Origin of the sequence: Sphingobacterium sp. UBA5639 (genome assembly GCF_002421245.1) — a bacterium.
Classification (GTDB): Bacteria; Bacteroidota; Bacteroidia; order Sphingobacteriales; family Sphingobacteriaceae; genus Sphingobacterium; species Sphingobacterium multivorum.
On sequence record NZ_DIJR01000007.1, the window covers coordinates 26,484 to 42,261 of the forward strand.

Annotated in this window: 16 protein-coding genes and 2 pseudogenes; 13 read left to right on the forward strand and 5 right to left on the reverse strand. The window is 41.7% G+C overall.

Annotated elements, in window-relative coordinates; all coding sequences use genetic code 11:
• Positions 1-14 precede the first annotated feature (14 nt).
• From B4Z90_RS07045 to B4Z90_RS07075, 7 genes and pseudogenes are all read left to right on the forward strand, one after another.
• On the forward strand, positions 15-2,135 hold the full coding sequence (locus tag B4Z90_RS07045; protein WP_034735068.1) for a heavy metal translocating P-type ATPase: 2,121 nt from the start codon (positions 15-17) through the stop codon (positions 2,133-2,135).
• Between the two features lie 6 nt (positions 2,136-2,141).
• Positions 2,142-2,807, forward strand: a complete 666-nt coding sequence (locus B4Z90_RS07050; RefSeq protein ID WP_002993266.1) for a DUF3347 domain-containing protein — start codon at positions 2,142-2,144, stop codon at positions 2,805-2,807.
• A gap of 11 nt (positions 2,808-2,818) precedes the next feature.
• Positions 2,819-3,343: a DUF305 domain-containing protein gene (locus tag B4Z90_RS07055; RefSeq protein ID WP_286801645.1), complete on the forward strand. Its 525-nt coding sequence runs from the start codon at positions 2,819-2,821 to the stop codon at positions 3,341-3,343.
• Between the two features lie 24 nt (positions 3,344-3,367).
• Positions 3,368-3,784, forward strand: a complete 417-nt coding sequence (locus tag B4Z90_RS07060; protein ID WP_078797523.1) for a hypothetical protein — start codon at positions 3,368-3,370, stop codon at positions 3,782-3,784.
• 122 nt (positions 3,785-3,906) lie between these two features.
• Complete coding sequence (locus tag B4Z90_RS07065; RefSeq protein WP_286801648.1) at positions 3,907-4,272, forward strand: heme-binding domain-containing protein; 366 nt, start codon at positions 3,907-3,909, stop codon at positions 4,270-4,272.
• A 13-nt stretch (positions 4,273-4,285) separates the two neighbouring features.
• A complete protein-coding gene (locus B4Z90_RS07070; RefSeq protein ID WP_286709901.1) occupies positions 4,286-6,559 on the forward strand; it encodes a multicopper oxidase family protein in 2,274 nt (757 codons plus the stop codon).
• A gap of 261 nt (positions 6,560-6,820) precedes the next feature.
• Positions 6,821-7,643 (forward strand): annotated as a pseudogene (locus B4Z90_RS07075) (RteC domain-containing protein).
• Positions 7,644-7,649: 6 nt separating this feature from the next.
• On the opposite strand, the gene B4Z90_RS07080 reads toward B4Z90_RS07075, so the two are convergent.
• Complete coding sequence (locus B4Z90_RS07080; RefSeq protein WP_070566713.1) at positions 7,650-8,216, reverse strand: hypothetical protein; 567 nt, start codon at positions 8,214-8,216, stop codon at positions 7,650-7,652.
• Between B4Z90_RS07080 and B4Z90_RS07085 the strand changes: the two genes are divergently transcribed.
• From B4Z90_RS07085 to B4Z90_RS07105, 6 genes and pseudogenes are all read left to right on the forward strand, one after another.
• Positions 8,191-8,622: a hypothetical protein gene (locus B4Z90_RS07085; protein ID WP_139145004.1), complete on the forward strand. Its 432-nt coding sequence runs from the start codon at positions 8,191-8,193 to the stop codon at positions 8,620-8,622. The genes B4Z90_RS07080 and B4Z90_RS07085 overlap by 26 nt on opposite strands.
• A gap of 186 nt (positions 8,623-8,808) precedes the next feature.
• Positions 8,809-9,327: a hypothetical protein gene (locus B4Z90_RS07090; protein ID WP_070566717.1), complete on the forward strand. Its 519-nt coding sequence runs from the start codon at positions 8,809-8,811 to the stop codon at positions 9,325-9,327.
• 103 nt (positions 9,328-9,430) lie between these two features.
• A complete protein-coding gene (locus tag B4Z90_RS07095) occupies positions 9,431-9,841 on the forward strand; it encodes a carboxypeptidase regulatory-like domain-containing protein (protein ID WP_139145005.1) in 411 nt (136 codons plus the stop codon).
• Between the two features lie 113 nt (positions 9,842-9,954).
• A pseudogene (locus B4Z90_RS07100) lies at positions 9,955-10,185 on the forward strand (IS256 family transposase); the annotation flags it as partial.
• Positions 10,186-10,302: 117 nt separating this feature from the next.
• The gene (locus B4Z90_RS25125; RefSeq protein ID WP_368072492.1) at positions 10,303-10,407 is read left to right on the forward strand and encodes a helix-turn-helix domain-containing protein; all 105 of its coding nucleotides are present in this window, start codon (positions 10,303-10,305) and stop codon (positions 10,405-10,407) included.
• A 1-nt stretch (position 10,408) separates the two neighbouring features.
• Positions 10,409-10,621 (forward strand): Abi family protein, encoded by a 213-nt coding sequence (locus tag B4Z90_RS07105; protein ID WP_088162435.1) that lies wholly within the window; start codon positions 10,409-10,411, stop codon positions 10,619-10,621.
• Between the two features lie 73 nt (positions 10,622-10,694).
• On the opposite strand, the gene B4Z90_RS07110 is transcribed toward B4Z90_RS07105, so the two are convergent.
• From B4Z90_RS07110 to B4Z90_RS07125, 4 genes are read right to left on the reverse strand one after another with little or no spacing between them, the layout of a single operon-like run.
• Positions 10,695-11,864: an AGE family epimerase/isomerase gene (locus tag B4Z90_RS07110; RefSeq protein ID WP_070566725.1), complete on the reverse strand. Its 1,170-nt coding sequence runs from the start codon at positions 11,862-11,864 to the stop codon at positions 10,695-10,697.
• A gap of 28 nt (positions 11,865-11,892) precedes the next feature.
• Positions 11,893-13,308, reverse strand: coding sequence for an MFS transporter (locus B4Z90_RS07115; RefSeq protein ID WP_070566727.1), 1,416 nt, complete (start codon positions 13,306-13,308; stop codon positions 11,893-11,895).
• A 23-nt stretch (positions 13,309-13,331) separates the two neighbouring features.
• The gene (locus B4Z90_RS07120) at positions 13,332-14,501 is read right to left on the reverse strand and encodes a glycosidase (protein WP_286801649.1); all 1,170 of its coding nucleotides are present in this window, start codon (positions 14,499-14,501) and stop codon (positions 13,332-13,334) included.
• Between the two features lie 37 nt (positions 14,502-14,538).
• Complete coding sequence (locus B4Z90_RS07125) at positions 14,539-15,699, reverse strand: alpha/beta hydrolase (RefSeq protein WP_070566731.1); 1,161 nt, start codon at positions 15,697-15,699, stop codon at positions 14,539-14,541.
• Positions 15,700-15,778: the final 79 nt, after the last annotated feature.

A 15,778-nucleotide genomic window follows, 5' to 3' on the forward strand; every position in this document is an offset into this window, starting at 1 on the left:
TAAAACCCCTTATTATGAAAAAATACACGTGTCCCATGCACCCGCAGGTGCTAAAAGACGAACCAGGCAAATGCCCGCTTTGTGGCATGGCACTGGTTCCCGTTGGCGGTAGCTCAGTTTCTCATGTACAAAAATCAGGACATGGGCATTCCGGGCATTCTCATCATAACCAAGCCAGAGATAGCTTTAACAAACATGAGGGGCATCATACAGGCGATTTTCTCGCTCGTTTTTGGATAAGCCTCGTCATTACAATCCCTATCCTGCTCCTGTCACACATGATACAGCAATGGTTGGGTTTCAGCCTTGCTTTCAATGGAGATAAATATGTGCTGCTGGCATTGGGTACAGTGATTTATAGCTATGGAGGCTTGCCGTTCCTAAAGGGAATGATTGGCGAGGTGAACGCCAAAGCCATAGGGATGATGACACTTGTTGCTATCGCTATATCCGTAGCCTATGTCTATTCCGTAGCCGTTGTATTTGGCTTGCAGGGCATGGACTTCTTTTGGGAACTGGCTACGCTTATCGACATCATGCTGTTAGGGCATTGGCTGGAAATGCGTTCCCAAATGGCTGCTTCACGGGCTTTGCAATCATTGGTTGCTTTGCTGCCTAACGATGTCACGGTGGAGCGAAACGGAGAAGCGGTAAAAATAAAGCTTGAAGACCTGCAAAGCGGTGAAACGGCTATCATAAAACCGGGTGAAAAAATTCCAGCCGATGGATTGGTACTGGAGGGGCTTTCGTATATCAACGAGAGCATGCTTACCGGAGAAAGTATTCCCGTGAAAAAGGAAAAGGACGGAAAGGTCATCGCAGGCTCTATCAATGGCGATGGTGCGCTTAAAGTTAAGGTAACAGCCGTTGGAAAAGACAGCTACCTGAACAGGGTTATCAATCTTGTGCAGGAGGCACAAGCTACTAAGTCCAATACGCAAAACCTTGCGGACAAAGTTGCCAAATGGCTCACCTTTATTGCCATTGCCGTTGGCATAGGCACATTTGCCTATTGGTATGCAAGCAGTGGAGATATTGCCTTTGCGCTTGAAAGAATGGTGACGGTAATGGTAACGGCCTGCCCGCACGCATTGGGCGTGGCTATCCCGTTGGTGGTCGCCATTTCCACAACGCTATCGGCGACCAATGGTCTGCTCATCCGCAACCGCACAGCATTTGAAACCACCCGAAAACTTTCCACTGTCATTTTTGATAAGACCGGAACGCTCACCAAAGGTTCCCATGCCGTAGAAAAGGTTATACCGTTAACAGACGAATATAATGCCGATGAGGTTATCCAGTATGCTGCCGCAGTACAGCAAAATTCGGAACACCATATCGCCAAAGGCATTATGGCTACATTGAAAGAAAAGAGCCTTGCCTTATGGAAGTCTGAAAACTTCAGCTATATGCAGGGCATAGGTGTTAAAGGTGTTGTGAACGGGAAAAATGTCGTAGCTGGCGGCCCGAATTATTTCACCGAAAACCACCTTTCCCTGCCTGAAATTCCAAACGAAATCAATCAAGAGGCCGAAACGGTCAACTTTGTCCTCATTGATGACCGGGTAATCGGCATCATTACTTTGGCAGACAGCATCCGTGAGGGTTCGGCACAGGCGATTGAGGAACTCAAAAAAATGGGCATCAAGTCCTTTCTGCTCACCGGGGACAACGACAGGATTGCTGCTGCCGTAGCCGGAAAATTGGGTATGGACGGGTATTTGGCTAATGTGCTTCCGCACAACAAGCAGGAGAAAGTAAAGGAGTTTCAGGCAAAAGGCGAAATCGTAGCAATGACTGGTGATGGTGTAAATGATGCACCTGCACTGGCACAGGCAGATGTGGGCATTGCCGTGGGTTCCGGTACGGACGTGGCTGCCGAAACAGCGGATATCATATTGGTAGACAGCGACCCGAGGGATGTGGTCAAACTGATTGACTTCGGCAAACTTACCTACAAAAAGATGGTACAGAACCTGATATGGGCGGTTGGCTACAACGTGGTGGCAATACCGCTTGCGGCAGGCGTACTCTATCCGAATTTTGTTTTAAGTCCCGCTATGGGTGCTGTGCTGATGAGTGTAAGCACCATTGTAGTGGCTATTAACGCAAGTTTTTTAAAAATCAAAAAATAAATAAAAATGAAAAATCTAACATTATCAATCATTGCTGTTATCATGGCATTTGTAACAGTATCATGCAATCAGGCATCCAACAAAAACGAGCAGTCTTCAAGTGATACTGCTGTTGTATCACAAGAACAGTCAGCTTCCCAACCAAAAGAGGATGATACGGTAGCTGCGCCCGTTGTGAGTGAAACTCCGAGCGGTCAGGAAGCAAAAGCAACAGGAAAAGAAGAAGCAAAAAACTTTTCTATTGCGCCCATAGTTACCGATTATCTGTCCTTAAAGAACGCCCTTGTTTCGGACGATGACAAAGCTGCCGCCAGTTCAGGGAAAAAGCTGTTAGCTACCCTGAATAAAGTGGACATGAAAGCCGTTCCTGCCGATAAGCACAAAAAGTACATGGACATAGCGGACGATGCTAAAGAACACGCAGAACATATCGGGGAAAATGTCGGCAACATCCACCACCAGCGGGAACATTTGGCCTCGCTTGGCGAAGATTTGAAAGACCTGATTGATTTGTTCGGTACATCGCAAACATTGTATCAGGACCATTGCCCGATGTTCAATGACGGTAAGGGTGCTGTTTGGTTCAGCGAAAACAAGGAAATCAAAAACCCTTACTACGGTTCTAAAATGCTGACCTGCGGTAAGGTGGAAAAAACAATTAACAGCAAATAAAATTTAGGGTTATGGAAAATATGCAGAACAACCACCATACAGGTCATGCTTCAGGGCATGGTGCGCACAATTCAAGCCATGCTTCAGCCATGTACAAACGCTTTGCGATTATGGCTGTCGTAATGTTCGGTGCAATGTATTTTATTATGTACGCTATGATAGACGGGTTGCGCAACCTTATACCCAATATCAACAATTTGTATATGACCCTGCTGATGACTTCGGCAATGTTGCTTATCGAATTAGTGGTAATGAAAGTAATGTACCCCAACAGGAAGATGAATTGGGCGATAGCCATCATCTCGGTTGCTGTTGGCATCTTTTCATGGTTTGGTATCAGGGAACAAATCAATGTCGGGGACAAGCAGTTTGCAAAGGGTATGATACCCCATCACGCAGCAGCCATATTGATGTCCGAAAAGGCACACCTGACCGACCCGGAACTGATAGAGCTGCAAAAAAACATACTTAAAACCCAAGCGGAAGAAATTGAACTGATGAAGCGCAAGCTAAAAGAGTTTGAAGAAAGTAAATAATAAAATTTAAAAAACAGTTTCGACATGAGCAAAATAATAATCGGCTTTATTTCCTTATCAGCCCTGCTATTCACCGCTTGCGGACAGGTAGGGTCAAATAAGGATGAAGCGACACAGCATTCGCAGGCAACTCCGGAAAGCCACGGGCATAGTAACCAAATAGGTGAATTGGTTCCATCGGATGAAGTCTGCATGGTCAACGATGCCTATATGGGCAAAAGGCAGTTTGACGTAAAATTTGATGGTAAAACCTATTACGGATGTTGCGAAATGTGTAAGGAACGTATTCCAAAAGATGCGACCGTGCGGATGGCGATAGACCCCTATTCCCATAAGCAGGTAGACAAAGCTAATGCGGTGATTGCTGTGACAGGAAATAACGGTGAAGTTTCTTATTTTGAAAACAAGGAGAATTATGCCAAGTATGTGAAAAAACAGTAGACACAAAAAGATGAAGCCACAATAAAATAATTATGACCATAAAGAAGAAAATCATATTGGGGCTGGCTGTCGTCCTCATCGGCATACAGTTCTTTCAGCCGTTACGGAACCAGGCGGATGAAGTGCCAGCCACCCATATCGAAAGGGTGTACGCCGTACCCCAAAATGTAAAGGCTATCCTTGTCCAGTCCTGTTATGACTGCCATAGCAACAATACCCGCTATCCGTGGTACAGTCGTATCCAGCCCGGAGCATGGTACATGGCAGAGCATATAAAAAAGGGGAAAGAGGAACTCAACTTTAGCGAATTTGGCGAATATTCTGCCCGCAGGCAGCGTAACAAGTTCAGGGCTATGGCGGGGCAGGTCAAGGACGGGGAAATGCCTTTGTCGTCATACACACTCATCCATCGCAATGCAGTATTATCACCGGAGGATAAGCAGGTTTTGATGGCGTGGTTTGGCACAATGGAAGACAGCATTAAATAAAATTTTTCAACGAATGAACAGATATAAAAAAATACCCATAAGAATACTGCAAACAGTGCTGATACTGCTTTGCACCCAAACGTTGTTTGCACAGAAAGTAGTGCATTACGACCTGTATGTAAAAGATACCCTTGTCAACTATGCAGGTAAGCAAAAGCGGGCGATTGCCGTAAACGGGCAAATCCCCATGCCCACCCTTACCTTTACCGAGGGCGACACTGCCGAAATAGTGGTGCACAACCAATTGAAAGAAAGCACATCACTTCACTGGCATGGTGTGTTCCTGCCCAATAAAGAAGACGGTGTGCCCTGGCTTACACAAAAACCCATCGCACCGGGCACAACCTACACCTACCGTTTTCCGATTATCCAGCATGGTACGCACTGGTACCATTCCCACTCAGGATTGCAGGAGCAGATTGGCATGTACGGAAGTTTTATCATGAAGAAAAGAAGCGATGATAAGACATTCAGAAAAGGAATTGACGATTTGCCGACCGTTCCAATTATATTAAGTGAGTGGACAAATCTTAACCCCGATAATATCAACCGTATGCTACACAATGCAAATGATTGGGCGGCCATTAAGAAAGGCGCAACACAATCATATGTTGAAGCTATTAAGGAGGGAAAATTAGGGGTAAAGGTAAAAAACGAGTGGAAGCGGATGCTGGCGATGGATGTCAGTGACATTTACTATGATAAAATCCTAATAAATGGTAGCCATAGCACCGATTTGAAAACAATTGATGGTAAAAAGCTAAAAGCAGGCGACAAAGTCAGATTGCGTGTTTCCAATGGAGGGGCGTCTTCATATTTCTGGCTACGGTATGCTGGAGGAAAAATTACAGTAGTAGCGAATGATGGGAATGATGTTGAGCCTGTAGAGGTGGACAGGTTAATCATTGCCGTTTCTGAAACTTACGATATTGTAGTGACTATCCCTCAAGATGGTTTGGCTTACGAGTTCTTAGCAACAACCGAAGACAGGACACAATCTGCGAGTTACTTTATAGGTGATGGGGTCAAACAGCTTATTTCTCCACTCCCACGATTGAAGTATTTCGAGGGGATGAAGATGATGAACGATATGATGAAAATGAATGGCGATTTGAACGATATGGGCATGAAGATGAGCCTTAACCAAATGGACATGAATGTAGTGATGTATCCCGAAATTACCGGAGATGCAACAAAAAAAGCAGACCACAGTAAGCATGAGGGTATGGATATGGATAACGACGCTAACCGTTACAACGCTAATGCCTTGGGAGACATCAAAACATTAAATTATGCTATGTTGCAATCACCTTATAACACCTCTCTTCCAAATGATGCGCTTGTAAAAGAGTTGAAATTCACACTTACTGGCAACATGAACCGCTATGTATGGAGCATGGATAATAAAATACTTTCGGAAACTGACAAAATACCTGTAAAAAAAGGAGAAATTCTACGGATTACCATTTATAATAATTCAATGATGCGGCATCCAATGCATCTTCACGGATTTGATTTCAGGGTGATAAACGGAAAAGGCGAAAAATCGCCGCTTAAAAATGTGTTGGATATCATGCCTATGGAAACAGATACCATTGAGTTTTTAGCAAATGAGGAAGGTGATTGGTTCTTTCATTGCCATATATTATATCACATGATGGCGGGAATGAACAGGGTCTTTGAAGTTGGAGACTACAATAACCCCTATCTACCCGACAAGGCAAAAGCCTATAAAGAATTGCAAAGAGAAAGTAATATGCCTCATTTTATGGCACAAAACGATTTTGCAACCAATGGTAATGATGGAGAAGCTATGCTAATGAATGCACGCTACCAATTAGGAACAGAATGGCGTTTAGGCTATAATAGTATGCACGGTTATGAAGTAGAAACCCATTTAGGTAGATACATTGGAAAGATGCAATGGTTCATGCCCTTTGTAGGTTTTGATTACCGCTACCGTAAAATGGGAGAAGATGAACACGAAAAGAACATATTTGGACAAACCAACAAGAAAGACACCCGCAGGGCGTTCAGTTTAGGGTTTATGTATACGTTACCTATGCTGGTCAATTTTCAGGCAGAAGTATATCATGATGGAATTGTGAGATTGCAGTTAATGCGTGAAGATATACCAATTTCAAAAAGACTAAGAGGTGGTTTTATGGTGAATACCGACTTAGAGTATATGGGAGAACTTAGGTATATCATTAATAAGAATATAGGTATACGTACCCACTATGATAGCGATATGGGCTTTGGTGTGGGGCTGGCATTGACTTATTAAAATTAAATAACTAAGGGTTGTAAACTGCATAACCGTAAAAAAATATCGGTAAAAAAAAGGAGGTGATGCAGGTGTAATTCGCAAAGACTAACCTGCATCATACTACAACCCTTTAAAGTATGCAACAAAAATCTATCTATCGTTCCATCATCAATACGGTAGAGGTTGAATTTTTTTAAGCAGTAATTGCATCATAAGCTAATACGAACAGTGTTAGCTTTTCTGTATTAACCAATAATATATTACATCAAAATGAAGCGAATGGATAAATTTTACAATGAAACATATCTTAAATTGGAAACTGCAATCCAGGAACTGGAGATTGAAACCGACTGCCCCATAAAAAGAATTGAAGCCGTTATACACCATATCATACAAAGCCTTGCCGACTTAAAGGACTTTGTACTGAAAAATGACTTTAAGAATATGGAAGAAGAAATCCATTTTTTCAAGTATCAGAAACCTGTTATTGTTTCAAAGCTCATCTACTACAATGCCATCTATAAAATCGAAACAAGAAGACCCTACGGGAACAAGCGTACCAAGAAATATTTTACCAAAGAACTGAAAAAGCTAAAAAGGTTCTTTGAAAACAACCTTGATTTTTACAAGTATTACCGCAGCAATAATTCTTTCGTTGACGAAAAATTCTTTGTGCGTGGCAAGCACGATATAAGGCTGTGGTTAGACACATTTTATTTTGAAGCAGACCATCGTTTTTCTACTTCACACGATTATAAGGTTGCCAAGATTATTGCCAATGACCTGATACAAGTTTATTTGGAAGACAGGCTCAATAACATCAATGTGAAAAGGGGTTCGGACAATTCATTGAAATGGACGGCAAGCAAAACGGCACTGACTGAACTCATATATGCACTGTACTCCCACGGTGTATTTAACAATGGGAATACAGATATAAAATTGATTGCTAAAGCATTTGAAGATGCCTTTAATATTGAATTGGGCGATTTTTACCATACGTTTATGGAACTGAAAGCCCGTAAGATAAACCGAACCAAATTCCTTGACAGCCTGTGTGAAGCCCTAATAAAAAAAAATGGACGAAAAGGACGAAAAGTAACGACTATTATAATACGCCACGAGGTGAATGAACGCCTTTTGTCCGTATAATGCTTTCCTGCACCTTTGGGGCTTCATTCTGCTTTTCTGCCTGCTCCGAAGCATCTTGTTTGGTTTCCGGCGTAATAGATAGCTGTATCTTTCTTTCTACGGCAGCCAGTTCCGTTTTAAGATCACTCAATCGACTTTCCTTAGCCCAAGTACCGTTAACCACTTCCTGAAGTATCGGTAGGTCTTTTGGTATTTCAGCGATTTTCTCCTGCTCCTGCTTCACAAAGCCCGGCAGTTTTTCCAAAGCCCTTAAAAAATTCATTGCGGCGGTTTCGGGGTCTTTTGCCATCAAACCGTTATTGTAGGTGTACTTGATATTGCCCTCGCCAGTTATAAAAAATCTATTGACCCTTTCGAGTGTTGAATTATCCTTTGGAAGTTCTGTTTTAACCAATAATTGAAACCCGTAGAGGTTGCCTATTTCACGATAGTCGCCTGCCGTGCGGGCTTTGTTCGCAATCTCGTTCAGTTTTGCGCCTATTTGTTTCGGATTTGCATTGGGCGGCAAGCCATCTAACAGCACAGGGTTTTCGATTGTAAATATAAAATATTTAAAAGATGATAAAGATCTTGAAGGAATAATATCACTTCAGGGAGAGGTGCGCATGGGAGGAAGTAATAAAATAGTACCAAATGCAGAAATTGAAATTCGGGATACAAATAATAAATTAATTGCTAAAAAAACAGCTGATAGTAAAGGAAGATTTAAGTTTACCATAAAAACTGAACCTACTGTCGGGAATATTAATATAAATGGATCCGATGGAAATTCATTAGGTGAACTTGAAATCGCAAAAGTTGATATGGGTCGATTTTATTCACAAATAGAAATAGCTGTGAAACTGTTTATTATAAATGGAGTTATGAAAAGCACAGTACCCCTTTCGAAAAAAGAGATTAAAGAAATCAAGAATCAAAATAATAAATAGATATAAATGAGAATCAACTCAGAAAAATTATTAATATTGAAATGAGTTAGATTTTAGAGGTAGGTACAAGCAAGTTAAAAAAAAGCTTTTGATGGTGCTAAAAATTTCATCTTGTTTACAACGGAATCTATTCATATAAAGAATTTTTGTTTATTATTTGAAATATAAAAAAGGTCCAAATTTATAATGGCATTACGCATAAAGTTAAACCTTTGTGGTTTTAAACTTCTTCTTTTGCTAACACTCTTTAGCTGTTCCACAAAGAAGAATTATAACGACTGGGTTGATATAGACCAAAACAACTGCAGCAGCTATAGCCAACGAGGTAAAGGTTATACAGATGATGAGATATCGCCTTTAATAAAAGGCAAAGTGAGAATGTGCCATAATAATGAAAATGTTCCTTCTGCTAGAGTTTTCTTTCTTAGTTCAGAGAGTGATACAATTGGTACAGCCATCACCGATAAAAATGGAGAATTTTCGCTAACGATCCCATCCGAGGGATTGCTCCATGGAAAAATTATTGTAGATACATTTGGAACGGGGATGACTATCGAACATGTTTACATTGCGACAAATTTTAAAACCTACGCCTTAGACATAAAATTACCAAGGCAGCCCATGTATATTAATGAAATAGGTTCAAAAAAGGACCAGAAAAAGTTGAGGAAAGAAGTTGAAAAAGCAAATAGAAAACATAGATAGGTGTTATAAGTTGATCTGGGCTATTAAAATTTTAGTCTTTTTTTTGATCTTTTGTTTCTCATCATGTTCTGTCATCAGACCTAAAACAATAAACAATAAAGTATTGGGCGGGTACGAATCTTCAAGCTATTTAGACGAGAACGATTCGGAAGATTCTGTGACGATTTCAGGCATTATCACTGAAGCTAAGAAAAAAAGGAAGGTACCCAATGCAGAGATACGATTTTTAGACTCGGAAGGAAATACGCTCAAAAAAGTATCTTCAGACACAGATGGATCATTCAGTACAAGACTGGCAAAACTCACAAAATTTGGAAGTATCGAAATTGATGGAAATAGTGCTGGTTTTCTCACTATAGCAAACATAGACTTTGGTATTTTTGTCAATAATACCAGAATAAAAGCGAGATTATTCAAGTACGATTATTCTGCAACGGAGTTAGAATTTTACAAGAAAGAAGATCGAGACCAGCTAAAGCGAGAGATAGAAGAAATGAAAAAACAAAAGAGGTAACAGCATCGTACCACAAAGTGTATTAATTATAGAAATGGAGACTGTAACATGAACTGTGTCAGAGGAATAATTCAATAAGATTATGTATATTCAATTATTCAAACGACACGGTCATGAAAGAAAAAGACCCATTCGACTTTGAACGCTTCAAGGCAGAAGCCATGCAAGGTCTTTACGAAGGTAAAAGTTTGTCTCCCAATGATGGCGTCCTAGCGCCGTTAATGAAGCATCTGTTGGAATCAATGATGGATGGAGAACTGGAAAACCACTTGAACGAAGAGAAAGCTTCGGGCAATAGCAATCGTCGAAATGGCAAGACAAAAAAGACAGTCCGAGGTCTCAATTGTTAATTCGCATATAGATACCCCCAGCAATTCGCATTAAAATGCCACCACCTTAAACAATTAAGGTTTTACTTGTTGAGAGTATAATAAAATCTCAGCGTTATGTATAAAGTGGCTATGTACAATACGATAAAAACACTTTTGGAACACGGCAAATCTTTGCGGGAGATCTCAAGGGAACTTGGGATGTGCCGCAAGACCGTTTCGCGTATCCACATTTAACATGTATTGTTTTGATAGAGGACTGCGTAAGCTGGTAACCGCTGAACTCGAAAAGATAGAAGTCGCAATCAGAGCAAAAATGATTTATATATTGTCTCATCAATATGGTCCTTTTTGGTATAGTGCCCCTAACCTGTTCGAATCTCTCCAGCTCCACTTAAGGGGACACTTAATAGAAAGCACCCCCTTTCTTTATACCCATAAAGAACTATGAGTCAAAATGTTAAAACACCTACACATAGAGTTAGAAAATTTCAACAAAATGTTTAGTCTTAGGTTATCAATTATTAGCAGACGTGGTCATTAAACCGAAGCATTTCTAAACACATCCGGCCGTTATGATAAGGACATTTCCAGAAACCCGCCTTATCATCGTTACGATTCATTTGTCCATCGGGCAATACACTCCAGTACCATTCTCCAAATTGAACATCAATAAGTTTTGTCTGAATAAATTTCCAGACATTTTCTGCTAAATCTAAAAACTTGGAATCAGGTACAATTTTGGACAGATAGCTATAACCAACTACTGCCTCGGCCTGTACCCACCAATGTCTTTCGTCATCTAAATGACCATCTCTAAATTCGTAAGCCATACTTCCGTCAGGAAGGATCCCCTCCACGGCGGCGAGGCCAATGCTGGTCACAATATCTTTGATGGATTGGGAGAGTGCGGGAATATTCAATACGGTAGTAGCTTCCCACAAAAGCCATGCTGCTTCAATATCATGACCATATGATATGGTATCAGTTGTTGAGTTCCACTCCCGATCAAAAAAAAGATTGAGATGCCCTGTACGCGAATCATAGATTTTGCTAACGAAAAGATCGACCAGATCCTTTTGGGCTGAAATTAATTGATCATCTGGCCACACCTGTAGCAGATTGGTATAGGGCTCAAGAATATGTAAATGAGTATTCATGGTCTTGACCTGATTCTCGTCTTTTTCACTCAGCCGCATATCGGCTATCGGTGACCAGTCGCGCGAAAATGCTTCCAAATATCCGCCAGACTCATCATCAAAAGTATGCTCAATCAACTTAAAAAGATCTATTGATAACTCCAAAGCTTCGGATATTCCCGTAGCTCTGTAAAACTCCGAGAAACCATACAGTGCAAAGCCCTGTGCATAGGTCTGTTTTTTTGTATTGAGGGGCTTGCCCTGATAATCAAGCTCCCAATAAACTCCCCCATATTCTTTATCGATAAAATTATCGCGTAGGTAGTGGTAAGCCCGTTCAGCCATTCGTAAATAGGATATATCGTTAAATTGGCGATAGGCAGCTGAGAACGTCCAGAGGATCCTCGCGTGCATAACAGCTCCTTTGCTAGCATAGGGCACCAAATGATTATGCCCATCCATCTTTCCGTAAAAACCGCCAAATTCCAGATCGACCATTTTTTCACTCCAAAATGGAAGTATGTTGTTTTCAAGTATTTCTCTAAAACGATTCATTTAATTCAAGCTAAATGTATTGATTCATCTATTTTTTTTCAAGATCAGCCTCTCTTTTATTCTTTAGATCATTAAGGATCAGATCCATCCGTTTTTCGCTCAAAGGGTAAAAACTTATGAACAACACGGATAATACAGTACCGATTGCAGGGAAAAAACTCAAGAACATCCGAATACCATGAAGTGCTTCGTCACTCTGCTGCTGATTGGCCTGAAAACCATAATAGGCCAATAGCCAACCTGTCAGAGCCGTCCCAAATGCCCAGCCGAGCTTCTGACTCATCGATGAAGAACTAAAGATCAAACCTGTTGCCCTATTGCCTGTGCGTAGTTCGGAATAATCTGCACAGTCGGCATACATCGACCAAAGCAAGGGAAATACGCTCCCGGCGCAAATACTGATGAGTACCTGAAGAGAAAATATAAGAATTAGATCTTCTTTGCCCAACCAGTAAAAGGCAATACTTCCCACCGTAGCAATAAGCATGGCAATCATATAGGTGCTTTTTTTTCCGATACGATTACTGACAGGAGCTGCTAATACAACACCTAATATATTAGCAGCTTGCCCAAGGGCCAAATAAAGTCCACTTAATACAAATGGTACCTCAAAAATCATGATTCGGTCGATTTGATGCTCCTCAACATAATACTTGAAGTAGTATAGCGTTGCTCCATCCCGAATGGAATTAAAAACAAGAGCCGCCACCCCGGCTCCCAGCAGTATCCACCAAGGACCATTTTTTAGCAAGTCTCCGATATCTTGCTTTAATGTCGAGTGATGCGCCGTCACCTCTACAACCCTTTCCTTTGTCCAATAAAAACATAGCAAAAAAAGTATCGTTGAAAATGCAGCAATAACTAGTGCAGCCATAAACCAACCATGCTGAAGTGACGTAAGATCTGCTCCCGCCTTACTGAAAAAATCTATTAATGGGTTGAATAAAAGCAGGGTAACAAAACTCCCGATATAGGCGAATGTCATCCGAAAGGTAGCCAGTACATTACGCACTTTGGGAAAGGGACTCATTACACCCAATAATGATGCATATGGTACGTTGATCGCCGAATACACCATCATCATCAAGGAATAAGTCAGGTAGGCATAGATAATTTTTCCGGTATGCGAAAAATCAGGCGTATAAAATGTTGCTGCACCGATCAAACCAAAGGGTATGGCAACATAAAGGATGAATGGTCTGAACTTGCCCCAACGGCTCCGTGTACGGTCTGCAAGTGCACCTATAATGGGATCGAACAACGAGTCCCAAACTCTGGTGATCAAAAACATGGTACCAACAGCTTTCGCCTCCATACCAAAAATATCGGTATAAAAAAACATCAGGTACATACCAAACAGCTTCCAGAACATGGACGACGCTGCATCTCCCAGGCCATATCCGATTTTCTCTCTCAACGAGATTTTTTCATTTTCAATTCTCATAAGTAGGTATTCTGGATACAAATCTAACTATTCAGATTTTTTGAAGCGATCGTATGTACGACCTTGACTGATGCTGCTGACCGAAATCCATCCTGGGCTGTATTAAAACAATAATCAAGCAATCTGTCTATCGATGATAAGGCGACATGCATCCGTGTATCGCTCGAAGCATAATAGATATAAACGGTACCATCGGGGTCTGCGATCCAGCCATTTGAAAAGAGTACGTTGGAGACATCTCCTACTCTTTCTATACCCTTGGGTGCCATAAAATGTCCCGCGGGTTCAGCAATTATTTGGTCGGGATGTGCCAGATCTGTTACAAAAAGATAGAGTACATACCTAAGGCCTGCAGCACACATCCGTACGCCATGTGCCAGGTGTAGCCAGCCACGCTCGGTTTTAATGGGCGCTGGCCCTTGCCCATTCTTAAGCTCTTTAATGGTATGATAGTGTCGGTGATTTATAATTTTCTCTTCGGAAACAACCGCATTTTCCATACTGTCTACCAGCCCCCAACCTATTCCACCACCTTTGCCTGCATCAATAAAACTATCCTGTGGACGTGTGTAAAGTGCATACTTACCATCGACAAACTCGGGGTGGAGGACCACATTGCGCTGCTGACTGCTGGATTGTAAATCTGGCAAGCGTTCCCATGTGACCAAGTCGCGAGTACGTACAATGCCGGCAGCTGCAACTGCCGAAGATAGATCATCAGCAGGAGCTGCGGGATCTTTGCGTTCGGTACAGAAAATACCATAGATCCATCCGTCCGCGTGTAGCGTGAGACGCATATCATAGATATTGGTATCTGGAATTTCGGTCTCGGGAATATCTATCGGATAATCCCAAAAATGGAAACCATCTATGCCATTTTCACTTTCAGCAATAGCAAAAAATGACTTGCGATCATTACCCTCTACACGCACAACCATAATATATTTGTCCTGCCACTTGATTGCCCCAGCATTGAATGTCCCATTGATGCCGAAACGCTCCATCAGAAAGGGATTTCTCTCCTCATCAAAATCATAACGCCAATGAAGTGGTGTATGATCAGCAGTCAGAACTGGATAGGTATACCGCTCGTATATCCCATTTCCTGGCAATAATGGCGTATTTTTTCGAGAAATTAGTTCCTGATGTGCTTGTTCGATAGCTTGTCTACGATTTTCAAATATTAAATTCATCTTCTATAAGTATAGTTTTGTTTCTCTTGTATATTTTCTATTTCTTGTGCTCTTTAAAGATCTGTTGGACAAATTTTTCCAATTGTCCCCTCCAGAATGACCATTCATGGCCAGCATCTGCCTGGTCATAGACATAATCAACCCCATAGCTTTTCAACTTCTGGAGAAAAGCTAAATGTCCGTTGTACCGAGGATCTTTGGTACCACAGCTGGACCAGATATAGACAGCTTGACTATTGGAAGAAGATTTTAAAGCTGACATATTGGGGATATAGCGATCAAAATCAAATGCTGGATCACTCAAAAGTCCCGAGCTAAATTGACCTATATATTGGAAAGTATCTTTATTTCGCATACCGATCACGAAAGCCTGCCCTCCTCCCATAGATAAACCAGCTATGGCCCGAGATGACTTATCCTTACCCACATTAAATCGTTGCTCGACAAGCGGCTTCACGTCGTTTAGCAACTCATCTTCAAGAAGATCCATCCCTTCAACTGAACTACCCCCGGCCCATGATCCATCCGTTAGACCATTGGTCATAACCACCAACATGGGTTTTATTTTTTTTTCGGCAATCAAATTATCCATGATATACGCAACACGCCCATCACGAAACCAACTCCCCTCATCATCTCCCCCACCGTGCCTGAGATATAAAACTGGCAGCGGTTTAGTTGACTGGACAGCTTGGGGTGGCACATAGACATAAAGGTTGCGCTGCTTATTTAATTTGCTAGCGGTATAGGTTAAGATGCGGAGTTCTCCGTGGTTGACGGCTCTTAACTGATCAACGGCAGGCTGACGTGCTATAATTTCCAATACACTGCCATACACTTCTGTGCCGTATTTGACTTTAGGATTGGCTAAATCTATAGAACGTTTTCCATCTACCACAAATACATACTGATAAATACCTGGCAATAGGGAGCTCGTAGATGCCGTCCAAACACCGCTTGTATCCTGTTCCATCGCCAATCTCATAATGTCCCAGTCGCCAATCTCGACCTGCACTTTGCTGGCTTGGGGAGCCTTCACACGGAAGGTAACCCGTCCACTGGAATCAATCGCAGGTGAAAATTTGCCTGTCGATGCCTGCCACCATCCGGCTGTGCTAAATGAGGATCCGTCCTGCTGTGCTTTAACAGGCAAATAGAGACCTAACAACGCTGTGCCCAATAAAATTAGTTTTTTCATCTGTATATCATTTGTTTTCAATGGTAATGAGGCCGCCAGATCTATTCTTCCCACTGTGTGGTTTGAATATTCATGGTGG